The organism is Alicyclobacillus kakegawensis NBRC 103104, from assembly GCF_001552655.1.
Lineage (GTDB): Bacteria > Bacillota > Bacilli > Alicyclobacillales > Alicyclobacillaceae > Alicyclobacillus_G > Alicyclobacillus_G kakegawensis.
Genome location: NZ_BCRP01000003.1, coordinates 169715 through 192983, shown reverse-complemented (window position 1 = coordinate 192983; position 23269 = coordinate 169715). Strand labels below are relative to the sequence as shown.

At 62.8% G+C, this 23269-nt stretch carries 18 protein-coding genes; 13 read left to right on the top strand and 5 right to left on the bottom strand.

All coding sequences use genetic code 11. The features are described from left to right. Positions 1 to 9: 9 nt before the first annotated feature. Genes carA through pyrE form a run of 4 tightly spaced genes read left to right on the top strand, consistent with a single transcriptional unit; the run spans position 10 to position 5842 of the window. Complete coding sequence (gene carA, locus AK2_RS03760) at positions 10 to 1134, top strand: glutamine-hydrolyzing carbamoyl-phosphate synthase small subunit (protein ID WP_245632752.1); 1125 nt, start codon at positions 10 to 12, stop codon at positions 1132 to 1134. Beyond that, complete coding sequence (carB, locus tag AK2_RS03755; RefSeq protein ID WP_067931536.1) at positions 1118 to 4405, top strand: carbamoyl-phosphate synthase large subunit; 3288 nt, start codon at positions 1118 to 1120, stop codon at positions 4403 to 4405. Before carA ends, carB begins: the two co-directional genes overlap by 17 nt. Continuing rightward, a complete protein-coding gene (pyrF, locus tag AK2_RS03750) occupies positions 4398 to 5189 on the top strand; it encodes an orotidine-5'-phosphate decarboxylase (RefSeq protein ID WP_067931534.1) in 792 nt (263 codons plus the stop codon). Before carB ends, pyrF begins: the two co-directional genes overlap by 8 nt. Further along, on the top strand, positions 5186 to 5842 hold the full coding sequence (gene pyrE / locus AK2_RS03745) for an orotate phosphoribosyltransferase (RefSeq protein ID WP_067931532.1): 657 nt from the start codon (positions 5186 to 5188) through the stop codon (positions 5840 to 5842). The genes pyrF and pyrE overlap by 4 nt, the downstream gene beginning before the upstream one ends. Positions 5843 to 5926: 84 nt before the next feature. Here the strand turns inward: pyrE and AK2_RS03740 are convergent, their stop codons facing one another. Beyond that, positions 5927 to 6574: a QcrA and Rieske domain-containing protein gene (locus AK2_RS03740; RefSeq protein WP_067931530.1), complete on the bottom strand. Its 648-nt coding sequence runs from the start codon at positions 6572 to 6574 to the stop codon at positions 5927 to 5929. A gap of 225 nt (positions 6575 to 6799) precedes the next feature. Continuing rightward, positions 6800 to 8089, bottom strand: coding sequence for a Glu/Leu/Phe/Val family dehydrogenase (locus AK2_RS03735; protein WP_067931528.1), 1290 nt, complete (start codon positions 8087 to 8089; stop codon positions 6800 to 6802). 112 nt (positions 8090 to 8201) lie between these two features. Here AK2_RS03735 and AK2_RS16375 point away from each other — a divergent pair, with 112 nt between their 5' ends. After that, positions 8202 to 9683 (top strand): DUF2254 family protein, encoded by a 1482-nt coding sequence (locus tag AK2_RS16375; protein ID WP_169794723.1) that lies wholly within the window; start codon positions 8202 to 8204, stop codon positions 9681 to 9683. Here AK2_RS16375 and AK2_RS03715 read toward each other — a convergent pair. Beyond that, positions 9599 to 11392 carry an Rqc2 family fibronectin-binding protein gene (locus tag AK2_RS03715; RefSeq protein ID WP_067931519.1) on the bottom strand — a complete coding sequence of 598 codons (1794 nt, stop codon included), beginning with the start codon at positions 11390 to 11392 and terminating at the stop codon, positions 9599 to 9601. The genes AK2_RS16375 and AK2_RS03715 overlap by 85 nt on opposite strands. 137 nt (positions 11393 to 11529) lie before the next feature. On the opposite strand from AK2_RS03715, the gene AK2_RS03710 reads away from it, so the two are divergent. Then, positions 11530 to 14247: a calcium-translocating P-type ATPase, SERCA-type gene (locus AK2_RS03710; protein ID WP_439645078.1), complete on the top strand. Its 2718-nt coding sequence runs from the start codon at positions 11530 to 11532 to the stop codon at positions 14245 to 14247. A gap of 76 nt (positions 14248 to 14323) precedes the next feature. Here AK2_RS03710 and AK2_RS03705 read toward each other — a convergent pair whose 3' ends face one another. Together AK2_RS03705 and AK2_RS03700 are read right to left on the bottom strand one after the other, a co-directional pair. Continuing rightward, positions 14324 to 15955 carry a DHA2 family efflux MFS transporter permease subunit gene (locus tag AK2_RS03705; RefSeq protein ID WP_067931516.1) on the bottom strand — a complete coding sequence of 544 codons (1632 nt, stop codon included), beginning with the start codon at positions 15953 to 15955 and terminating at the stop codon, positions 14324 to 14326. A 17-nt stretch (positions 15956 to 15972) separates the two neighbouring features. Beyond that, a complete protein-coding gene (locus tag AK2_RS03700; protein ID WP_067931514.1) occupies positions 15973 to 16632 on the bottom strand; it encodes a beta-barrel domain-containing protein in 660 nt (219 codons plus the stop codon). A 267-nt stretch (positions 16633 to 16899) separates the two neighbouring features. On the opposite strand from AK2_RS03700, the gene AK2_RS03695 reads away from it, so the two are divergent. The 7 genes from AK2_RS03695 to def all read left to right on the top strand — a co-directional run bounded on the left by AK2_RS03695 (position 16900) and on the right by def (position 23264). Continuing rightward, positions 16900 to 17790 carry a YicC/YloC family endoribonuclease gene (locus AK2_RS03695; RefSeq protein ID WP_157076208.1) on the top strand — a complete coding sequence of 297 codons (891 nt, stop codon included), beginning with the start codon at positions 16900 to 16902 and terminating at the stop codon, positions 17788 to 17790. A 17-nt stretch (positions 17791 to 17807) separates the two neighbouring features. Then, a complete protein-coding gene (remA, locus tag AK2_RS03690) occupies positions 17808 to 18074 on the top strand; it encodes an extracellular matrix/biofilm regulator RemA (protein WP_067922056.1) in 267 nt (88 codons plus the stop codon). After that, complete coding sequence (gene gmk, locus AK2_RS03685; RefSeq protein ID WP_067931510.1) at positions 18071 to 18706, top strand: guanylate kinase; 636 nt, start codon at positions 18071 to 18073, stop codon at positions 18704 to 18706. The genes remA and gmk overlap by 4 nt, the downstream gene beginning before the upstream one ends. Positions 18707 to 18742: 36 nt before the next feature. Then, positions 18743 to 18946, top strand: coding sequence for a DNA-directed RNA polymerase subunit omega (gene rpoZ, locus AK2_RS03680; protein WP_067922051.1), 204 nt, complete (start codon positions 18743 to 18745; stop codon positions 18944 to 18946). A 93-nt stretch (positions 18947 to 19039) separates the two neighbouring features. After that, positions 19040 to 20245, top strand: coding sequence for a bifunctional phosphopantothenoylcysteine decarboxylase/phosphopantothenate--cysteine ligase CoaBC (gene coaBC / locus AK2_RS03675; RefSeq protein WP_067931508.1), 1206 nt, complete (start codon positions 19040 to 19042; stop codon positions 20243 to 20245). Then, positions 20242 to 22713, top strand: a complete 2472-nt coding sequence (gene priA, locus AK2_RS03670) for a primosomal protein N' (protein WP_245632751.1) — start codon at positions 20242 to 20244, stop codon at positions 22711 to 22713. Before coaBC ends, priA begins: the two co-directional genes overlap by 4 nt. A 68-nt stretch (positions 22714 to 22781) precedes the next feature. Continuing rightward, on the top strand, positions 22782 to 23264 hold the full coding sequence (def, locus tag AK2_RS03665; RefSeq protein WP_067922042.1) for a peptide deformylase: 483 nt from the start codon (positions 22782 to 22784) through the stop codon (positions 23262 to 23264). Positions 23265 to 23269: the final 5 nt, after the last annotated feature.

The window sequence follows — 23269 nt, the reverse complement described above, 5'->3', positions numbered from 1 at the left end:
GGCATGGAATTGGCAGCACGAGGCAAGCAACGGCGGCGCGCCCGCCTGGTCCTGGAAAACGGTCTTACGTTCGCGGGCTGGGCGTTCGGCGCCGACGGCGAGACCGTGGGTGAAATGGTGTTCAACACCGGCATGACCGGCTACCAAGAAGTTTTGACCGATCCGTCCTATTACGGGCAGATTGTGGCGATGACGTATCCGCTGATCGGCAATTACGGGGTCAATGTCGACGATGTGGAGTCGCGCCGACCGTACGTCAAAGGGTTTGTGGTGCGCGAATGGAGCGAGGCCCCCAGCCACTTTCAGAGCATCGGATCCCTCGACGGGTATCTGTCGGATCACGGCATCATCGGCATTGCCGGCGTCGACACGCGCCGGCTGACCAAGGCCATCCGCAGCCACGGCACGATGAAGGCGGTGTTGACGACGCAGGACACGCCTGCAGATGACCTGGTGGCGCGTTTGCAGGAGCCGTTGGCGACGGATGCGATTGACCGGGTGACCACGCCGGTGGTGTACCGCTGCCCGGGCGAAGGGCGCCGCATCGTCGCCGTCGATTTTGGCATGAAAGCGGGCATTGTGCGCTCACTGCTCGCCCGTCGCTGCGATGTCATCGTGGTTCCGGCGCGCACGACTGCCGCCCAGATTCTCCAGTGGCAACCGGACGGCGTGATGTTGAGCAACGGCCCCGGCAATCCGCTGCACGCTCCCTACGCGGTGGAGACCGTTCGCCAGTTGATAGGCCGCGTGCCCATCTTCGGCGTCTGCCTCGGGCACCAGCTGATTGCCCTGGCGAGCGGGGCGGGCACCACAAAGATGCGTTTTGGCCACCGGGGCCTCAACCATCCAGTGCAGGACCTGCGCACCGGCCGCATCACCATCACTTCCCAGAACCACGGCTACATGGTTGACCCGGATACCCTGCCGGGAACCGATTTAGTGCTGACGCACATTAACCGCAACGACGGCACCGTGGAAGGATTGGCGCACCGCAAGCACCCGGTGTTCTGTGTACAGTATCATCCCGAGGCGCGTCCCGGACCGGATGATTCGGATTACCTGTTTGACGAGTTCATGAACATGATAGACCAGGTCAAGGAAGGGAGCTGGGTGCTCCGTGCCGAAACGCACTGACATCAAGAAGATCTTTGTGATTGGCAGCGGGCCCATCACCATCGGCCAGGCGGCCGAGTTTGACTACGCGGGCACCCAGGCCTGCGCGGCGCTGAAGGAAGAGGGGTATGAGGTGGTGCTGGTCAACTCCAATCCAGCCACCATCATGACCGACCCGCAGATTGCCGACAAGGTGTACTTGGAGCCGCTGACACCGGAGTTCCTGGCGCAGATCATTCGCGCCGAGCAGCCTGACGGCCTGTTGCCCACCCTCGGCGGTCAGACCGGGCTGAACTTGGCCGTCCAGCTGGCGGAAATGGGGGTGTTGGAACAGGAAGGAGTCAAGCTGCTCGGTACCTCGCTAGAGGCCATCCGCGAGGCGGAAGACCGGGAGCAGTTCCGCGCCCTGATGAACCGGTTGGGGCAGCCGGTGCCGGAGAGTTCGATTGTCACCAATATTGAGGAAGCGCGGGCGTTCGCGCGCGAGATCGGCTTTCCCATCATCATTCGACCGGCCTATACGCTCGGCGGCACGGGCGGCGGCATCGCCTCCACGTGGGACGAGTACGAGGAGATTGTCGAACTGGGCTTGACCCTGTCTCCTATTCACCAGGTTTTGGTGGAACGCAGCATTGCCGGTTTCAAGGAATTGGAGTACGAGGTGATGCGGGACAGCCAGGACAACTGCATCGTCGTCTGCAACATGGAAAACATCGATCCGGTCGGGATTCACACGGGTGACAGCATCGTCGTGGCCCCGAGCCAGACCCTGTCCGACCAGGACCACCAGATGCTGCGCTCGGCCAGCCTGGCGGTCATTCGGGCGCTGCGCATCGAGGGCGGGTGCAACATTCAATTCGCCCTCCATCCCGACAGCCGCCAGTATTACGTCATTGAAGTGAACCCGCGGGTCAGTCGTTCCAGCGCCCTGGCTTCGAAGGCGACCGGCTATCCGATTGCCAAAATGGCGGCCAAGATTGCGGTCGGCTACAGCCTCGACGAATTGAAAAACCCGGTGACCGGCGAGACGTATGCCAGCTTTGAGCCGGCGCTCGACTACGTGGTGACGAAGATCCCGCGCTGGCCCTTTGACAAGTTCGGCAGCGCCAACCGGCGCCTGGGGACGCAGATGAAGGCAACCGGCGAAGTGATGGCGATTGGCCGCTGCTTTGAAGAGTCTCTGATGAAGGCGATCCGTTCGCTCGAGGTGGGTGTGGATTCCCTGTGGCAAAAGGAAGCGTCGGAGTGGAGCATGGAGGAGATTGAGCGGCGCTTGAAGCAGGCCGACGACGAGCGGCTGTTTGTGCTCGCGGAGGCGTTCCGGCGCCAGGTGCCGCTGGAAAAGGTGTTCCAGTGGACGCGCATTGACCGCTGGTTCCTGCACAAGCTGCAGGGACTGGTGCGGCTGGAATCGGAGCTGAAAGCGGCCGGGAAGCGGTACGGATCGTTCCGGAAACTGGCCGAAGCCGATCCCGATTTGATTGTCGAGGCCAAGCGCCGCGGTTTTCCGGACACCGCCTTGGCCCGGCTGACCGGCGCAGACCCCCTCGAAGTGAGACAATGGCGGCGAGAACGCGGGCTGGTCCCGGTGTACAAGATGGTGGACACCTGCGCCGGCGAGTTCGCGGCGGCCACCCCATACTACTACAGCACGTACGAGGAAGAGGATGAGGTGGTCGACAGTCCGCGCCGCAAGCTGTTGGTGCTGGGGTCCGGCCCGATTCGCATTGGACAAGGCATCGAATTTGACTACTGTTCCGTGCACGCGGTGTGGGCCATTCGCGAGGCCGGGTATGAGGCTGTCATCGTCAACAACAACCCGGAGACCGTATCGACCGACTTCAACACCTCGGACCGGCTGTACTTTGAACCGCTGCATGTCGAGGATGTGCTTCATGTCATCGACCGCGAGCAGCCGGATGGGGTGATTGTCCAGTTCGGCGGTCAGACCGCCATCAACCTGGCGGAGCCGCTGGCGAAGGCGGGGGTGCGCATTCTCGGAACGAGCCTTCAGGATATCGACACGGCGGAGGACCGACAACGGTTTGACGATTTGCTGCGGAAGCTGGGCATCCCGCGTCCGGAAGGGCGAACGGTGACGTCTGTGGGGGCGGCGCTCGCGGCGGCGGGCGAACTCGGCTACCCGGTGCTGGTGCGACCGTCCTACGTGCTGGGCGGCCGTGCGATGCAAATCATCTACTCGGATGAAGAGCTGCTGACGTACATGCGGGAGGCTGTGGAGGTTTCACACCAGCATCCGGTGCTGATTGACCGGTACATGCAGGGCACCGAGGTCGAGGTGGACGCCATTTCCGACGGCGAGACGGTGGTCATCCCAGGCATCATGGAGCACATTGAGCGGGCCGGTGTCCACTCGGGAGACTCGATTGCGGTGTACCCGACCCAGTCTCTGTCGGAATCCGTTCGTCAGCAGTTGGTTGATTACACCATCCGTCTGGCGAGGGGGCTGTCGGTCAAGGGACTGGTTAACATCCAGTTCGTTGTCAGCGGCGGGCAGGTGTACGTGATTGAGGTCAACCCCAGGTCCTCGCGCACGGTGCCCTTTCTCTCGAAGGTCACCGGGGTGCCGATGGTACGCTTGGGTATGCAGGCAGTGCTGGGGCAGCGCCTGGACCAATTGGGATGGACGACCGGGTTGGTGCCGGAGCGGCCGCTGGTGGCGGTCAAAGTCCCGGTGTTCTCCTTCGCCAAATTGCGGCGCGTCGACATCGACCTGGGGCCGGAGATGAAATCGACCGGGGAGGTCATGGGCTGCGACGCCACCTATGCCAAGGCGTTGTATAAGGGCCTGCTCGCGGCGGGCACGCGCGTGCCGGAATATGGCACCATTCTGGCCACGATAGCCGACAAGGACAAGGAGGAGGCATGGCCCATCCTGCGCGGCTTCACGGAGCTGGGCTACAAGCTGGCGGCCACAGAAGGCACGGCGCGTTTCCTGAAGGGAAAAGGGTTGTCGGTGCTGGTGGTCAATAAACTGGCCCAGGGCACGCCCAACCTGGCGGACGACATCCGTGAAGGGCGGATTCAATTGGTCATCAACACGCTGACCAAAGGGCGCAAACCAGAGCGGGACGGTTTTCGCATCCGCCGGACAGCCGTGGAGCACGGGGTGCCCTGCCTGACCTCGCTGGACACGGCGCGCTCGTTGCTGGAGGTGCTCTCCACCATCCGTTTTCGCACGACGCCGTTGATGGCCGCTGGTCCGTACCCGGGGCAAGGCGGCGATGACGCCTCCGGAACGGCCAGTCTGGCGGGGGTCGCCCATGAGTGAGCGATGGACGCGCGCGACCCTGCGGGAGCGGCTGGCCGGTCCGGAGTACGACGAGGTTCGGGCGCGCACCTACCTGGCGCTGGACGTTCCGGATGCTGAGCAGGCGCGGGCCTGGATAGACCGCCTCGGTGACGCGGTCGATGGCTACAAGGTGGGGTTGGAACTGTTTTACGCCTCCGGGACGCAGATCCTGGATGAGTTGGCGCGGCGGCACAAGCGGGTGTTCCTCGACGTGAAGCTGCACGACATTCCGAACACGGTGGCGGGAGCCGTGAAATCCCTGTGCCAGCACCCGTTGGAGATGGTCAATGTCCACGCTGCTGCCGGCCGGCGAGCGCTGACGGCTGCACGCGAGGCGGTGGAACAAAGCGCCTTCCGACCGCTGTTGATCGGTGTGACCGTGTTGACCAGCCTGGGCGCCGACGACCTGACGGACATCGGCGTGGACCACGAGCCGCAGGAGTGGGTGGTGCGGTTGGCCCAACTGGTCCACGACTGCGGCTTCGACGGTGTGGTGGCGTCCGCCCGTGAGGTGAGGCGGTTGCGCTCGCGTTTTGGGCCCGGGTTTGAATTGGTCGTTCCGGGCACCCGCCCGGCCTTCGCAGACCGCGCGGATCAACGGCGGACGCTGCCGCCGGGAGAGGCCCTGAGGCTGGGCGCGTCGCGGCTGGTGGTGGGCCGGGCAGTGACCAGGGCCGATGAACCAGAACTGGCGCTGTTTGACATTTGGGAGGAAATGAGGCAGGCGCTGGGCCCGGCACGAAACGGAGGTGGTGAACGGTGACAACGCCACAATCGCATGAAGCATGTCCGTCCCGCGTCCTGGCGCGGGGGCTGTTGCAGATTCGGGCGGTGCAGTTGGACACGCGCAACCTGTTTACATGGTCCTCCGGTTGGAAGTCTCCCATTTACTGCGACAACCGCTTGATTCTGAGCTATCCGCTGCTGCGGCGCCAGGTGGCAGACGGGTTTGAGGCCTGGGTGAAGAACAACGCGCCGGGAGCCGAGGTGGTGGCCGGAGCGGCGACTGGCGGCATTGCGCACGCCGCTTGGCTGTCGGAGCGGCTGCAGCTGCCGATGGTGTACGTCCGGTCCAGCGCCAAAGGCCACGGCCGCGGGCGCCAGGTGGAAGGACGCCTGCCGAGCGACGCGCGGACGTTGGTCATTGAGGACACCCTGTCCACCGGTCGTTCCGCCTATCAAGTGGTCGACGCGCTGCGCCAGCAGGGGGCGCAGGTGTTGGCGGTGTTGGCCATCTTCTCTTACGGATTTCCGCAGACGGATGAGCGTGCCCGGGAGAGCGGGGTGCCCGCGCACGCCCTGTTGGATTACGACACGTTGCTCCAGGTCGCACGCTCGGAAGGGTACATTGACTCCGGGGACATGGAGGTCTTGCGGGACTGGCGGCGCAACCCGGAGACGTTCGGGCAGGAGTAGCGATGGGACGGTCCGGCCCTGGCTGGGGGGCGTGATGCCCGCGCCGGCCAGGGCATCTGTACCCGTCCGGCGGTCGTCAGGGCGTCACGACTCGACCACCGGATTGGGGTTTTCGTCCCAGGTCTCATTCGTCCGCTGGAACGACGGCCCGACGGATATGGTGCCGTCCGCTTCCACGCGATACTGGTAGAGATCCAGCGGGCGTGGGGCAGGCGAGCCGGGCGTCGGCACACCGTAGATGTTGTATTGGCTGCCGTGGCAAGGGCACATGAACCATTCTTTGCCGTTCCCGTACTTGGGCGCCACCGATTTTCCGTTCTCCTCCGAACCGTTGACATGGCACCCCAAGTGCGTGCAGGTATGGGACATAATCATCAATTTCCTTTGGTACTTGATGACAAAGACATCATTCGCTTTGTCCTGCGAGTCCCACGCGTCATCAATGTGGATGTTGTACGTCACGTGGGTTGGGAGCTTGTCATTAAAGTCGGACGGTTTCCAGGACGTGCGGGCGTAACTGCCACCCGCCCCGCGGTGAAGTGGATCAAAGGCGCTGATGATGAGCGGGGCGCCCATGATGGTGCCCATGAACGCACCGGTTCCGCCAAGGACGTATGTAAGGAACTGGCGGCGCGTGAGCCCTTCCGTTTGTACGCGCTTACCTGCAATCGGGCTGTGGTCCGCCGTCGGTCCCACCGGAGGCTTGGGCTGGTTTGGCGATTTGTCAGACACTGCACATTCCTCCTCGCGCCCTGTCTATACGGCGAACTCGGGTCCTGGCGCCAGGCCCGGCGCCGCTCGGTCCGAGTCCCTGGAGATATCCTACGGACAGTTCTGAACATAGTAAGTATATCACTTCGGTGCGCCTGGTGGAATATTCGATGTGTACAGACAAAACAAGCAGGCGCCGCCCATAAGCAGCGCCTGCCTGCTAGTGATGTGTGCATTTGTGTGTCCTTATACCCAACCGCGCCAGCGCATCGCCTCAGCCAGCGGACGAACACCGGCCATATAGGCCGCCAGCCGCGGCGATACTTGGTACCGCTCGCTCATCTGTAGGATGCTGTGCACGGAAGCCACCATCATCCGTTCCAGGCGTTGATTGACCTCCTCTTCGGTCCAGTACCAGCCTTGGTTGTTTTGTACCCATTCGAAATACGACACGGTGACACCGCCCGCATTGGCCAGCACGTCCGGGATGAGCAGCACGCCGCGCTCCTGGAGCACCTGTTCCGCCGCCGGCGTGGTCGGGCCGTTTGCCGCCTCGACGATGATGGAGGCCCGGATTTTGTCGGCATTGTCGATGGTGATTTGGTTTTCCAAGGCGGCGGGCACCAGGACATCGCAGTCCTGCACCAGAAACTCGTCGCCCTTAAGGACGTCCGAGTAATTCGTCGTCACCATGCCGAAGGAGTCGCGTTGGTCCAGCAGCGCAGGGACGTCCAAACCGTTCTTGTCATACAGGCCGCCGCCGGCATCGCTGATGCCGACCACTTTGACCCCCCATTCATGCAGGATGGCGGCGACGTTGCTGCCCACGTTTCCAAACCCTTGAATGAGCACGCGCAGGTCCTGCAGTTTCCGATCCCGCTTGGCCGCGGCTTCGCGAATGGCGATGCACACCCCGAGCGCCGTCGCCCTCTCCCGCCCGGCCGATCCGCCCAGCACCAGCGGCTTGCCGGTGATGAAGCTGGGGGAGTCGTATTCGCGAATGCGGCTGTATTCATCGTACATCCAGGCCATGATCTGGGGATTGGTGTATACGTCGGGAGCGGGGATGTCTTTCGTGGGTCCGACAATCTGGCTGATGGCGCGCACGTATCCGCGCGCCAACCGTTCCTGTTCCTGAATCGACATGGTCCGAGGGTCGCAAACGATGCCGCCTTTGGCGCCGCCGTAGGGGAGATTGAAGATGCCGCACTTTATGCTCATCCAAATGGAGAGAGCCTTCACCTCGTCAACCGTGACCGCCGGATGAAAACGGATGCCGCCCTTGGTCGGGCCAATCGCATCGTTGTGCTGTGCGCGGTATCCGGTAAACACCTGCACATCCCCGTTGTCCATGCGCACCGGAATCCTCACGGTGAGGGTGCGCACGGGTTCCTTCAACAGTTCGTAAACCGTTTCTGAATAACCCAGGCGGGTCAGCGCCGCGTGTACGGCAGCCTGTGTCGACGTCAGCACGTTCTCCGCAGCGGCTGGACGATTGGCGCCCGCCGCCAGTCGTTTGCTGACCTGAGTACTCATGCCAAGGACGCTCCTCTCACATCGCAACCTGATGATTTCTCAAACCCTGATACATAATAAATCAGTCGAGTCCACTTGGAAAGTCCAGTCTGGCAAAGGAGAGAGCGACAACGTGCGACAGCGGCCCGAGAGCGTACGAATGGCAACCGTTTTTGGCCACCTGCGCAGCGCCTCCTCGTCCTGGGCGTTCCACCTGCTGCTGGCGGCGCTCCTGATTACCATCGTGTTCCTGTATCCGCCCGAGATCTTCACCGGGGATACGGATACGGCCCGCAACTATCTGAACACCATCGTGTCTTCGCTCTCCACCATTCTCGCACTGGCCATTTCCATTATACTCGTCGCGATTCAACTCGCCGCCAGCAACTACACCCATCGCGTCCTCGATTTCTACATGCGGCTGCCCTATAACGCGTCGTTATTTTTGCTGTACTTGGTGACTATCATGCACAGCTTTGTCTTGATGGCCAAAATCCGCGATCCGCTCCGCGATCCGCTGCCGCGCGCCCTGGTCCCGGAGATGAGCGCGGACCTGGTGTTGGTCGTCATTTGCTTTGTCAGCATGCTGATCTACATGTACGCGGTGGTTCAACTGCTCAAACCGGAGCGCATCGTGCACCTGGTCATCCGGGACTATCAGCGCGCATGCCGGAAACGGGACTGGCATGCCGCCTTGGACAACATCGAACAGATCTGCGACATCGCCAAACGCGCGGCTTCGGCCAGCGATTCGGTCACCGGTATGCACTGCATCGAGGTGATGCGCGAGATCGGCGTGCAGTTGCCTCTCCCAGGAGGAGAGCACGATGCCGTCGTCAAGGTGCATGAAAACCTGGTGGAACAATGGGTGGAGGTGGTCGGGGTGTCCATCAAGGAGAAGGAGACCGGCTTGGTCTACGCGGTCTTGGACGCCCTGCAAGGGCAGGGGCGATTGTATATCGAAGGCCGCTTCTGGCCTGGCGCCGTGGTCGTCATCAAGGCCTACCGGCACGTGGTGTTCAACCACCTGCTGGCCGAAGGGCAGGTGTTCGACATTGAGCAAGTGGCGGGCCGGCTGTACCAATTGGCTCTGGACGCCGTGCCCTGCGGGCGGCGCGGGCAAGACTTCTGTCTACGCACGTGGCGCGTCATCGAGACCATCGCCGAACCGGTGTTCACCAGTCAACCGGTCATCGGATCGACGTTGGTGGACGGGTTTTTGCTCGCCCAACAGATCCCGCCTACCTTCGCCGGGCTCGGAGAAGAGGGGCGGCTGCAGGCGATGGTCACTTATTTTGAGCTTTGGAAGTCTTTCGCCGTGGCTGCCTCCCGCCGCGAGACCGCTCGTTGGGCCCGCTGGTGGCGTGAACAGGTGCAGGGTGAGACATGGGTCCTCCACGGCCAGCACCTCGCCCTGCTGTTGGCCGCACACGTAAACCGCGAGGACCTGGCCCAGACCCTCTGCTATGTGTGGGGATGGCCGCCGCAGACGTCGCCCAGCCTGCCCGAATCGCTGGCGGACGAAGCCCTTCACTTGTTCGACGGTTGGCCAATCTGCTCCAGCAGCAGCCCCACTTGCGAGCGATCCGGTGTCACAAACAGGGTTCGCTGTTGATTGTACAACACATGCCCGGGACGGGCGCCGTTGGGTTTCCAGACGTGGCGGATGTCCGTGTAATCGACCGCGACGTTGGAGGAATCGCGGGCCTTGCTGTAGTAGGCCGCCAGCATGGCTGCCTCCCGCAACGTTCGCTCCGGCACCGTTTCACTTTGGCGACGGATGACCACGTGTGACCCGGGCTGGTCTCTGACGTGCATCCAGATGTCCTGCGGCCGGCTCTGGCGCAGGGTGAGTCGGTCGTTTTGTTGGTTGCTGCGGCCGACCAGGATGCTCCAACCATCGCTGCTCCGGAACGTGTACGGGGCAAACTGCGGCCGGCCACTGCGGTGTTTGGCGCGCTGGGCTTTGTTGCCGCCGCGCCGCGGGCTGGGCTTGAGGAACCCTTGTTCCACCAATTCTTCACGTAGCAGAGGCAACTGCTCGGCGTCCGCGTCTTCCGCCTGCAGTAGGCACGACTCCAGGTAGGCTATGTCGGCCAGGGTCAGTGCCAGTTCATCCGCGGCCAGGGTCAGCGCGCGTTTTCGCTTGCTCGCCCGCTTAAAATACGCCTGCGCGTTCTGTGTCGCCGACTTGGACGGATCGAGCGGGATGGTCATGGGGCGGTTGTCGTCATAAAAATTTTCCAGTGTGACCTGGCTCGCTCCCTTGTCCACCTGGTGGGCGTAGGCGGTCAACAGTTCGCCCATAATGCGCAAGGATTCGTGATCCTCCGCGTGCTCCAGTTCGGCTTCCAATTTCGTCCGCTTGCCGCGCAGCCTGTCCAGTTGATCCGTGAGGGCGCGCACCAGGTTTGCCTTTTGTCCCGTCAGGGCCTGTTTGGCGTCGTGTTCCTGAGCAAACCGGGCCAACGCCTCGTCAAAGGAAGAAACTCCCTGATGCCGCTCGTAAGCGCTGAGGCGAAAGGGGGCGCAGGCGGTCACCCGCCCCAGTTCATCCAGTCCCACACAGGCCGACTCTAATCCCAGCGCCGAGGCGCGCGCGAGTATTTCGAGCGTGCTCACCACCTGCTCCGGGTCTGCCGTCCCGGCGCCCGTCTCAGCACTCACCCGCGCCCAGACCTCACGCGCTGTCACCGGGCCCACGCCGGCCACCGCCCGCATCAAGGCGCGCGTCCATTCCTTTGCATCGTCCGCCGGCAAGCCAGCCAGGCGCTCGAGGTCGTTTCGGGTGACGCGGTCAATGGCCGGCCGTTCCTGGGCGGGCGGGCGGACGTACGCGAGGCCGGGCAAAACCTGACGCACCCGACTGAGGTCGGAGGGAACCCGGACAATGGCATCGACAATACGGTCCGGGTTCCCCTCCGCGTCGGCGCGGCACAGAATCAGGTTGCTGTGCTTGCCCATCAGCTCCAGGGTGAGTGTGAACACGGCCGTATCGCCCAGTTCGTCGACGGTATCCACGACGATATCCAGCACGCGGTCCCACCCGTATTGCCGGATGTCCCGGATGCGCCCGCCCACCAAGTGCTTGCGGGCGAGCATGCAGAACATAGGGGGATCGACAGGATTGTCGGGGCGCGCAAAGAACAGGGTGTGGGCGCGCTCGCGGCCCCGTTCGGCAGACAGGACTAGGCGGTGGGTGCCCACCTGCCGCACGGTGAGCACCAGGGTCCTGTCGCCTGGTTGATGAATCCGGTCCACGCGGGCTCCGGCGTATTTTTCTTTCCATTCTCGCACCAGGGCTTTAAGTGCCAAGCTATCCATGTTATATCCCTCCGCCGTCAGCCGTAGGGGCTCGGACATGTTTCTTACCGTACAAGCATATGCATTACAGGACACTGGGTAAAGAGGCCCTGGGGCGGCAAGCGCGCACCGCCCGTAGGCGCCAGAGATTCAAAGGGGTGGCTCCGGTGGAGAAGAACTGGCATGCCCTGTCGGCCGGCGATTGTCTGTCCATTCTCGAGGCGACGCCTTCCGGTTTGGCCCCGGCCGAAGTCGAGGCGCGGCGCACCAAGTATGGCGTCAATCAGCTGGCGGAGGGCGCAAAGGTGTCGCTCTTGACGGTGTTTTTCAATCAATTTAGAGACTTCATGATTCTGGTCCTGATTGCCGCCACACTCATCTCCGGGCTGCTCGGCGAGTACACGGACGCAATCACCATCATCGCCATCATCATCCTCAATGGGGTGTTGGGGTTTGTGCAGGAGGTGCGGGCGGAAAGGTCCCTGGCTGCGCTCAAGGCTTTGACCGCCCCAAACGCCCGCGTGCGCCGCGGCGGCGAGGTGGTTTGGGTGCCGGCGCGGGACCTGGTTCCCGGCGACATCGTGCTCCTGGAGGGTGGGGACCGGGTGCCTGCGGACGGCCGCCTGTTGGTCGCCCAGGCGCTGACGGTGGAGGAGTCGTCGCTGACCGGTGAGTCCGTACCCGTCAGCAAGCAAGCGGGCGTCTTTGTCGACCCGGTGTCGAGCCTGGGCGATCGCAAGAACATGGTCTATATGGGCACCATGGTGACCCGGGGCAGGGCGGAGTTTGTGGTCACAGAAATCGGCATGGCGACGGAAATGGGAAAGATTGCCGACCTGATGCAGCAGTCGGAGGAGACGATGACACCGCTGCAGCGGCGGCTGGACCAGTTGGGCAAGGTGCTGGTGTGGCTGGCGCTCGGCATCACCCTGCTTGTCGTGGCGGCCGGCGTCTTGCACGGGCACAACCTGTACGACATGTTCCTCGCCGGCGTCAGCCTGGCCGTGGCGGCGATTCCCGAGGGGCTCCCGGCGATAGTGACGATTGCCTTGGCGCTGGGCGTCCAGCGCATGATCAAGCGGCATGCCATTGTCCGCAAGCTGCCGTCGGTGGAGACACTCGGCTGTGCGACGGTGGTTTGCTCCGACAAGACCGGCACCCTGACACAGAACCGCATGACGGTGCAGCGGGTGTGGGCGGATGGCGAGTGGTTCGGCGTCACCGGCTCCGGTTACAATCTCGTCGGCAACTTTATCTATGAGGATCGGCCCGTTCAACCGCTGCGCAGGCCGGCCGTTAAGCGGCTGGTCGAGGTGGCGGCCGTGTGCAACAACGCTGTGCTCAAACCCCAATCCGAGGAGGACGACTGGCTGCTCGACGGCGATCCGACCGAGGGCGCGCTCTTGGTGATGGCCATGAAGGCCGGGCTGAAACCGGAGGAGGCGGGGTTCGAGCGGATCGATGAAATCCCATTTGAATCGGAGCGCAAGCTGATGTCCGTCTTGGTGCGCCAAGGTGAGGAGACCCTGCTGTTGACCAAAGGCGCGCCCGACGTGCTGCTGGAGCGTTCCAGCAAGGTGCTGACTGGAGGGCGCGAGGAACCTCTGTCGCAGGGGCTGCGCCGGCAGATTCTCGCGGCCAACCAACAGATGGCCGCTCAGGCCTTGCGCAACCTGGCGTTCGCGTATCGGCGCTTTCCCAGCGTCGAGGCGGCCAAGGCAACGCGCGATCCGGAGACCGAGCTGGTGTTCACCGGCATGACGGGCATGATGGACCCCCCGCGCGATCGGGTGTACGAAGCCATCCGCACCTGTCACCGGGCCGGGGTGCGGACGGTGATGATCACGGGGGACCATCAGGAGACGGCGACCGCCATCGCGCGTCAACTGGAGATTCTGCCTGAGAGTGGCCGGGTGGTCACGGGCGCGGCCTTGGATGCGATGTCGGACGAGGAGTTGGCCCAGCAGGCGCGCGACATCTATGTGTACGCGCGCGTTACCCCTGAGCACAAGCTGCGCATCGTGCGCGCGTTGCAGAGCAACGGCGAAGTCGTGGCCATGACCGGGGACGGCGTCAACGACGCTCCGGCCATCAAGCAGGCGGATATTGGCGTCGCCATGGGCATGGCTGGCACCGATGTGGCCAAGGAGGCCGCCTCCCTGGTGCTGGCTGACGACAATTTTGCCACCGTCGTCGCCGCGATTGAGGAAGGGCGCGGCATCTACGACAACATCAAGAAGTTCATCCGTTACCTCTTGGCCAGCAACGTGGGTGAAATCATCACCATGTTTTTGGCCATGCTGGCCGGGCTGCCGCTGCCGCTCTTGCCGATTCAAATTCTGTGGGTCAACCTGGTCACCGATGGGCTGCCGGCGATTGCCCTGGGCGTGGATTCGGTGGAAAAGGACATCATGGACAGGCCGCCGCGCGACGTGCGCGAAGGCATATTCGCAGGTGGACTGGGGCTCAAGATTGTCAGCCGCGGCACGCTCATCGGCCTGGTGACCTTGGCGGTCTTTTTCTGGTCCTTGCGCCAGAACCCGCAAAACCTCTCCCACGCCCAGACGATGGCGTACGCCACGTTGACGATGGCGCAGCTGATTCTGGTGTTCGACTGCCGCAGCCTGCAGGGTGGTATCTTCAGGCGCAGCCTGTGGGAGAACGGCTGGCTCCTGCTCGCGGTGGCGTCTTCGGTGGCGTTGTTCCTCATCACACTGTACATCCCGCCTGTGGCCGAAGCGTTCAACACGGTGCCGCTGGGTCCGTTGGAGTGGGGGATGGTGCTCGTCGCCGCCGCCGTGCCCACGTTCACCTTGTCGTTGCGCCGCGCCGGCCGCAAAGCCATCCGTCCCAAGGTGCCGGTGCGCGACGTGTGACAGCGCCCAATCCCTATTGCAAACAAAGCGAAGGCCGCGCGCTCCCCACGGGAGCGACACGGCCTTTCGCGCGCGTTCAATCCACGGGTACCGGATCGGGCATTTCGGACGCATCGCGCTCCTTGGGCACCAGCGCCTGTGTGTCCGCGGGCTGGGACGCCTTGGGCGGCGTCACCCGGCGGATGAAGAACGAGAGCACCAACGCCACAGCCACGATGAGTGCGGCGACCAAGAACGCGTCGTTGATGCCGTCCATCGTCGACTGTTTGCTGGCCATACCGTACAACAGCTCGGCCGCCAGCGCTTGCGCCTGGTCGCCGGTTGCGCCGAGGGCCGCCCCGACGTGTTGGATGAACTGTTGAATGGTCGGATTGGTCACGTTAACCGAATTGACGTATTGCCCCATATGCACCTGCGAGCGCGTCGTCATCAGTGTCACCATGACGGCCGTGCCCAGGGACCCAGCCGCCGTGCGGGCGGTGTTGGCGGCCGCTGTGCCATGCGCGTTGAGGTGCCTCGGCAATTGATTGAGACCGGCAGTCATGACGGTCATCATGATGAATGACATGCCGAACATCCGCGCCGTGTACAGCCACATGATGTGCGCGTAGCTGGTCTGCAGGGTCAGGTGGCTGAAGTCCCAGGTAGTGATGAGCGTCACAATCAGCCCGAAGATGACCAACGGGCGCGCCCCCACCCGGTCGAACAGGGCGCCAGCTATCGGCGACATGATGCCCATCAGAACGGCTCCCGGCATCAGCAACAGGCCGGATTTGAGTGGCGTGAAGCCACGGATGTTCTGAATGTAAATCGGCAGCAAAATCATCGCGGCAAACATGGCCATGTTGACCACGCAACTGACCACAGTCGTCAGCGAGAACATGTCATAGCGGAAGACCTGCAGCTTCAACATCGGTTCGCGCGCCGTCAACTCCCGCCAAACGAACAGGATGAGTGCGAGCACTCCGATGATGATGGAGCCGGTCACCTTTGCGTCGGACCAGCCACTGTTGCCGGCTTCGCTGAATCCGTACAACAGGGCTCCAAAGCCGATGGTGGAGGTGACGAAACCCGGCCAGTCGAAGCGGGGGTTGGTGCGTTCGGTCGCGTTGCGCAGTAAGAATACCGCAAGCAGGATATCGATCACCGCAATCGGGATGACAATCCAGAACAGTATGCGCCACGTCCAGGTCTCAACGACCCACCCCGACAGCGTCGGCCCGACAGCCGGCGCGAAGATCATCGCGATGCCAATCACGCCCATCGCCTTGCCGCGCCCCTCGGGCGGGAACAGGTTGAGGACGACGGTCATCAACAAGGGCATGATGACGCCCGCACCTACAGCCTGAATCACGCGCCCGATGAGGATGACCGCGAAGGAAGGCGCAATGGAACAAATGAACGATCCGATGGTGAACGCGGCCATGGCCCCGATGAACAACTGCCGCGTGGTGAACGTGCCAATCAAGTAAGCGGTAATGGGTATCAGCACGCCGTTGGTCATCAGGTAGGCGGTGGACAGCCATTGCACGGTGTTGGCGGTGACGCTGAAATCGTTCATCAACTGCGGCAGCGCCACGTTCAGCAGGGTCTGATTCAAGATGGCCACGAAGGCACCAAGAATCAGGGTGATTAGAATCGGCCCGACGTGTGCGCTGCCTGCTGGAGCCGCGGGCCGGGATGCCTCCTGGGCAGTATCTACGGACACGTCACTTCAGCTCCTTGTCACTTGTGAATGCGCACGCTCACGTTCATGCCGGGCACCAGACGCATGCCTTGATAGCCGCTCAAGGTAATCTTGACTGGAATCACCTGCGTGACCTTCGTGTAGTTGGCCGTGTCGTTCGATTGCGGCAAGAGTGAGAAGGTGCTGGCGGTCGCGTAGCCAATCTGGCTCACCGTGCCGGTTAGGGACGAACCGGGGAACGCGTCCACGTACACGTCCACCGTCTGACCGACCTTGACGTCGTTTATCTGCGTCTCCTTAATGTTGGCGGTGACCCACAAGTGCTTGAGGTCGTAGGAGTACGCCAATGGGGATCCGGCCGCTACAAATTGGTTTTTCACGGCGATGTCCTGGACCACAGTGCCATCGGTCGGGGCCTTCACGTCCACATCGACAGGCTCGTGTTGGCCCGCGCTGGGCGGGACTTCGACGGTTCCCAACGTGTCTCCGCTCTTGAAGGTGTAACCCAGGTCGCCCTTCCAATTGACCAGCTTGCCGGTGGCCGGGGCGCTCAACACCACCTCCTGGCCGGTCACCTGGGCGTTGTCGGTCTTGATGTACTTGTTGCGTTGGTCCAGCCAGTAATAGCCGCCGAACAGGATGGCGATGATGACTATCAACGCGATAATGTTGAAAATGAGCAGCCGACGTGTTTTCACGTATGTGTCCTCCCTTTGGTCTGTTTTCCCTCGCGACTGGTGTTTCCAGTCCAAAATAGTATAGAGGCTAAAATAAAATTTTCACGCGCATCAGTTTATCTCGCAGGGCCCGGATTGTCAATTCTACAGGCAGAGTTTGCACAGATGATTGGCGTCGAATTCTTGCGCAAGTCAAGGATTGTGTGAGGAAATCCAAGATAACCTGTGATAACCTTGTCTCGACCCGGATAACTACTGTAGAATATAGATACGCTTGGAGGATTTGTCGTGGATTGTCGAAGTATGACCGGGTTTGGACAGGCCGCTGTACAGGCGGGGGAGTTCCATCTGAACGCAGAAGTGCGCAGCGTCAATCACCGCTTTCTCGACGTGGTGGTCAATGTACCCAAGACGCTGCGGCCGCTGGAAGACGAATTGCGCCGCGTTGTTGCGCGGCACGTGCAGCGAGGACGGGTGGAGGTCACGCTCAGTTTCCATGCTGCTCCCAGTGAATCCGCCGCACTGACGCTCAATTGGCCGCTGCTGGAGCACCTGCAGCGGTTGGAGTCAGACCTGGCCGAGCGGATGCGGGCCGCCGGACGGGCAGATGTGCAACCGGCGCAGCCGTATCAGTGGTTGACCTTTCCGGGGGTCGTCCTGCCGCCGGAGGCTGCGGCTGACGCGCGGGCGTTACGGTCGCCGGCGGTGCAGGCGGTGGAAGACGCCTGCCTGGCTCTGGTTGCCATGCGCCGCCGCGAAGGCGAACGGGTGAGCGTCGATTTGCTCGCGAAGGTGCGAGCGTTGGAGACAATCGTGAACGGTATGCGGGCGCGGGCGCCAGAGCGGCTGCGGGCGGAGCGGGAACGGTTGGCCGGCCGCCTGCAAGAATGGGCGGGCCGGGTTGATGCGGACCGGTTGGCGGCGGAGTTGGTCTTGTATGCGGACAAGGTTTCGATTGACGAGGAACTCACCCGTTTGGCCAGCCACCTGCGGGAGTTTTCCGCGTCGCTGGCTGCGGGCAGTCCAGTCGGCAGGCGGTTGGACTTCATCGTCCAGGAACTGCACCGTGAGGTGAACACCATCGGGGCGAAGGCGGCCGATACGGAGATTTCCAGGTCCGTGGTCGATGCGAAGACGCTCATCGAACAACTGCGCGAACAGGTGCAGAACATCGAATAAGTGCAGGAGGCGCGGTCATGTCCATCAGGTTAATCAATATCGGGTTTGGCAACATCGTGTCGGCCAATCGGATTGTAACCATCGTCAGCCCCGAATCGGCCCCCATCAAACGCATCGTTCAGGAGGCCCGGGAGCGTGGGCGGTTGATTGATGCGACGTACGGGCGCCGGACCCGGGCGGTGATCATCACGGACAGTGACCACATCATTCTGTCTGCCGTGCAGCCGGAAACTGTGGCTCATCGTTTGACTGCCAAGGAACAATTGTTGGAAGATGAGGAATGACGGCCATGGCGACCGCGAAACCGGGAATCTTGTTTGTCCTCAGCGGCCCTTCCGGAGCCGGAAAGGGAACGGTGTGCGCGGAATTGATGCGGCGCGGCGTGCCCATGAAGGTCTCGATATCCGCCACCACGCGCCAGCCCAGGCCTGGGGAGAAGGACGGGGTCAACTACTTTTTCAAGACCCGCATGGAGTTCGAGCAGATGATGGCCGACGGGCAGTTGCTCGAGTGGGCGGAGGTCTATGGAAACTATTACGGCACGCCCAGGTCGTTCGTGGAGGATACGCTGGCTCTGGGACAAGACGTCCTGTTGGAAATTGACATCCAGGGCGCCATGCAGGTCAAACGCCGTTACCCGGCCGGCGTGTTCATCTTTTTGATTCCGCCCTCCGCGGCTGAGTTGCGGGCGCGCATCCTAGGGCGGGGCACGGAGACGGAGGAGTCGTTCCAGCGACGGTTTGGCGCCGCGTGGAAGGAATTGCAGATGATGCGGGAATACGACTACGTGGTGGTCAACGACGAGGTGGAGTTGGCTTGTCGACGGATTGAAGCGATTGTCGCGGCGGAACACGGCCGCGTATCCCGCAACCTGAATCTATTGTCTGAGTGGGAAAAAAGCAGTACAATATTATGATGCAAATCGGGAATCTCGATGAAAAGAGGGATTGTCTTGCTCTATCCGTCGATTGATGAATTGGTCGCTTCGGTCGACAGCAAGTATGCGCTGGTCGTCGCCACATCGAAACGGGCTCGCCAGCTGCAACAGCGAACGATGAACCAACCGGGATCGTCAACGACCAAAAACGTCAGTCGTGCCCTGTGGGAAATTCACGACGGCAAGGTACGATACGTGCGCCCGGATGGAGCGCGGTGAGCGGGCGAGAATAGGCGCGCGAGGGCAGAGCACCCACCAGGGATGTTCTGCCTTTTTCTCACGAACGGTTAGATCAAGAAAGGACGGATAGGCTTGGCACACTTTGTCCTCGTGGGCGTGGGCGGTGGCATCGCTGCTTACAAGACGGCGACTCTGTGCAGTCAGTTGGTCAAACGAGGTTATCAGGTGCAAGTGCTGATGACCGAACACGCCACTCGTTTTGTCCAGCCTCTGACGTTCCAGGCGCTGACCCATCGGCCGGTGGTCGTCGACACGTTCGCCGAGCCGGACGCGGCCGAGATCGCGCATGTCGCCATCGCTGACCGGGCGGATATGTACGTCATCGCTCCGGCCACCGCCAACCTGCTGGCGAAGTTGGCGTTGGGCATCGCCGACGATATGGTGACGACAACCGCCTTGGCGGTGACCGCGCCCCTGTTGGTGGCGCCGGCCATGAACGTGCACATGTACGAGCACCCGACGGTTCAGCGCAACCTGTCCCTGCTGCGGCAGCGCGGGGTGCTCGTCGTCAATCCGGGCGAGGGACCGTTGGCCTGTGGGTACACGGGCAAGGGACGGTTGGCCGAGCCGGAAGACATCGCTGACATCATTGATGCCCACTTTGCCGGCCGCCGACAACTCGGCGGCCTGCGCGTGCTCGTCAGCGCGGGCCCCACGGTCGAGGATATCGATCCGGTCCGTTACCTGAGCAACGCTTCGTCGGGCAAGATGGGGTACGCTTTGGCCGAGGCGGCCTTGGCGCGGGGCGCGGAGGTGGTGTTGGTCAGCGGTCCGACTCACCTGTCGCCCGTGCCCGGGGCGCGGATGCGCCACGTTCGGTCCACGGAGGACATGCTGCGGGCAGTGCTCGACGAGGTGCCCGCAGCGGACGTGTTCATCAGCGCCGCCGCGCCCGTCGACTTTCGGCCTGTCCAGCGGCACGAGCATAAGTGGAAGAAGGCACAAGGCGTGCCGGTCTTGGAACTGGAGCCGACGCCCGACATTCTGTCGAAAGTCAGAGAGATGCGCAGGCAGGACCAAGTCATTGTCGGCTTTGCCGCGGAGACCCGGGACGCTTTAGTCTATGCTAGGGAAAAGCTGGAGCGCAAGCAACTGGACCTGATTGTGGTCAACAATGTCGCGGAGCCAGACGCCGGATTCGGAGTGGACACCAATCGTGTCAGCCTCCTGCGCGCATCTGGCGCACAAGAGCACCTGCCGCTCCTGAGCAAGCGGGAAGTGGCCGAGAGGATTCTGGACGCGGTGGTGGAACGCTTGGCCGAGGTGAGAGGCGAGTGACGGACGCGGCGGGCAGCGATGTGGTTGCCGACGTGCTGATAGACATGCGCGGGCGCGGGGTGGATCGGTGGTTCAGCTACCGCGTGCCGGCGTCGCTCAAGCCGCACCTTGCTGTCGGGCAGCGTGTCATCGTCCCGTTTGGCCGCCGCAGCCAGCAGGGTTTTGTCATGCGTCTGCGGGAAAAGGAGCCGGCGGAGGCAAAGCTGCGGGAGATTGCGTTCCTGGTCGATGCGGAGCCGCTGTTGACAGAAGAGATGATTGAGCTTTGCGGGTGGCTGCGCTGGCGCTACGTGTGTTCCTGGATTGAGGCGGTGCACGCGATGCTTCCTTCGGCCTATCGGGCGCAGGTCGTGCACCGCGTGCGGGCCGTGTCAGCGGAGACGCATGCGGATGGGGCCGCAGCCTCGCTGCCGCCCTATGCCGCCGCGGTTTGGGCAGCGTTGCAAAGTCGCCCTGCCCGCCTTGAACGGCTGGAGCGGCGGTTTGGCGCGGAGGCGTGGCTCGCCGTACGGCAGCTGATGTCCCTGGGGCTGGCGGAGTTGGATATGGAATGGGTGGACAAGGCGAGGGCGCGCACCCTTGCCTGCCTGGAGGCCGCGAGGACAAGCGAGGAGTTGGCGGCCTTGGCGGAGGAGCGGCGGACAAGGGCCAAACGACAGGCCCAGTTGTTGGCCGCCCTGGCCACAGAGGGGCGGGTGCGGCTCAAGGAATTGGGGATGCGCCCTACCGACGCGCCCGTCCGGGCGCTGCTCGAGCAGGGCCTGGCGCGCTTGGTGCAGGTCGAGGTGGCCAGGGACGTCCCGGTGTCCTATCCGGTTGCGGACTCGCATGCCTATCCGCTGACTGCCGCTCAACGACGCGCATTGACTCGAATTGAGGAAGCGCTCCGGGGGGCCCTGCCGACCCAGGAGCTGTTGTTGTTCGGTGTGACCGGCAGTGGCAAGACCGAGGTGTTCCTGCGCGCCATGGAGCAGGTGTTGGCGGAGGGCGGCGGCGCGATTGTGCTGGTTCCAGAAATCAGTTTGACGCCCCAGATGGTCGGCCGTTTTGTGGCCCGCTTCGGCTCCCAGGTGGCGGTATTGCATTCGGGGCTGTCGGTCGGACAGCGGCGCGACGAATGGCTGCGTATCCGGCGCGGTGAGGCGCGCATCGTGGTGGGAGCGCGCTCCGCCGTGTTCGCCCCGGTTGTGGATTTACGCTTGATTGTGGTGGATGAGGAGCATGAACCTTCATATAAACAGGATGACACTCCCCATTACGACGCACGGGAGGTAGCGCGGCAACGAGTGCGCCGAGCTGGTCGGGTGGTGGTCCTGGCTTCAGCGACGCCGTCGTTAACGTCGATGCACCGGGTGGAGACCGGCCTGGCGTCGCTCGTCACACTGCCTCGTCGGGTCGGCCAGCGCTCACTGCCGGCGGTGGAAGTGGTCGACATGCGGGCGGAGATGAAGGCTGGCAACCGCTCGTTGTTCAGCCGGGCACTGGCGGCCGGCATGCGCGAGGCGGTGGATGCCGGGCATCAGGCGATTTTGTTTCTCAACCGCCGTGGCTTTGCCCAATTCGTGCTCTGTCGGAGCTGCGGTGAATCCCTGCAGTGTCCACACTGCGACATTTCCCTCACCGTTCACAAAGCGGGGGATGACTGGAGTCTGCGCTGTCACTACTGTGGGCACCGGGCGCCTTGGCCCGGGGCATGCCCGGCCTGTGGGGAAACGGCCCTGCGCCCGTTTGGTATCGGCACGCAGCAGGTCGAGGCGCTGCTGGCCGAGCAGTGGCCCGGCTGGCGAATCCTGCGCATGGATGTGGACACCACCCGCAGGCAAGGGGCGCACCAGGAAGCCATGACCCAGTTTCTCTCGGGAGAGGCGGACGTGCTGGTCGGCACGCAGATGATTGCGAAAGGCTTGGACTTTCCCAACGTCGCGTTTGTCGGAGTGTTGGCGGCTGACACGATGCTGGCCGTCCCCGATTATCGGGCAGCTGAGCGCACATTCGATTTGCTCACCCAAGTGGCTGGGCGGGCCGGTCGCGGGGACGTGCCAGGACGCACCGTCATCCAGACCTTCCGCCCCGAGCACTTTGCCATCGCGGCGGCGGCGAGTCACGACTACGGGGGCTTCTATCGAGCCGAGCGGGCCATCCGGGAACAGTTCTTCTATCCGCCGTTCTCTGAGTTGGCTGTTTTTGTCGCGAGCCACTCTGAGGAACGTTGGGCCCGTGCCGCGGCCAGCCGATTTGAACGGGAGTTGCGTCGCCGGCTGCCGACGGAGCGGGGAACGGTGTTGCCCGCTCATCCGGCCGGCATCCTGAGGATGGAAGATCAGTTTCGCTATCAGGTTGTGGTAAAGTATACGCATTGGCAAGACGTCGCCGATCCGGTGTCCAGCGCATTCCTGCTGGTGCGGGAAAAAATGCGCCGCCTGGGCGGGGTCTGCGTGCTGGACGTGGGCGCTGGGAAGATTGCCTGAACGAGGACGCCGGAGCGGGTACGGACGGCGACAGCAGCCCACACCTCGCCCGTGGAGGAGGAGTTGACATGGCCATTCGTATCATTCGCAAGGGAAACGACCCCATTCTTCGCCAAATTGCCAAACCAGTGCCTGCCATCACGAAGGCTGTGGAAAAACTGCTCGATGATATGGCGGAAACCATGTACGACGCAAAGGGCATCGGCCTGGCCGCGAATCAGATTGGCATCGCCAAGCGGCTGGTCGTCATCGATGTCGGAGAAGGACTGGTGGAACTCATCAATCCGGAGATCTTGGAGCGCTCAGGCAGCCAGCGGGCGGCGGAGGGCTGTCTGTCCCTGCCAGGGTTGAGCGGGGAAGTCACGCGGGCCCGGCATGTGAAAGTGCGGGCGCTCAACCGTCAGGGGGAAGAGATTGTCATTGAAGCGAGCGACCTGTTCGCTCGCTGCATCCAACATGAGGTCGATCACCTCAACGGAATCCTGTTCATCGACTACCTCAAGCCGTCGGAAATCGTGCGCGAACACGAACTCGGGTCCAAACAGGGGTGATTCCG

Coding starts and splice junctions, on each gene's coding strand:
- pyrF (WP_067931534.1), top strand. CDS start 4,398: ATGAGTGAGCGATGGACGCGCGCGACCCTGCGGGAGCGGCTGGCCGGT.
- AK2_RS03735 (WP_067931528.1), bottom strand. CDS start 8,089: ATGAGTACTCAGGTCAGCAAACGACTGGCGGCGGGCGCCAATCGTCCA.
- AK2_RS03715 (WP_067931519.1), bottom strand. CDS start 11,392: ATGGATAGCTTGGCACTTAAAGCCCTGGTGCGAGAATGGAAAGAAAAA.
- remA (WP_067922056.1), top strand. CDS start 17,808: ATGTCCATCAGGTTAATCAATATCGGGTTTGGCAACATCGTGTCGGCC.
- gmk (WP_067931510.1), top strand. CDS start 18,071: ATGACGGCCATGGCGACCGCGAAACCGGGAATCTTGTTTGTCCTCAGC.
- def (WP_067922042.1), top strand. CDS start 22,782: ATGGCCATTCGTATCATTCGCAAGGGAAACGACCCCATTCTTCGCCAA.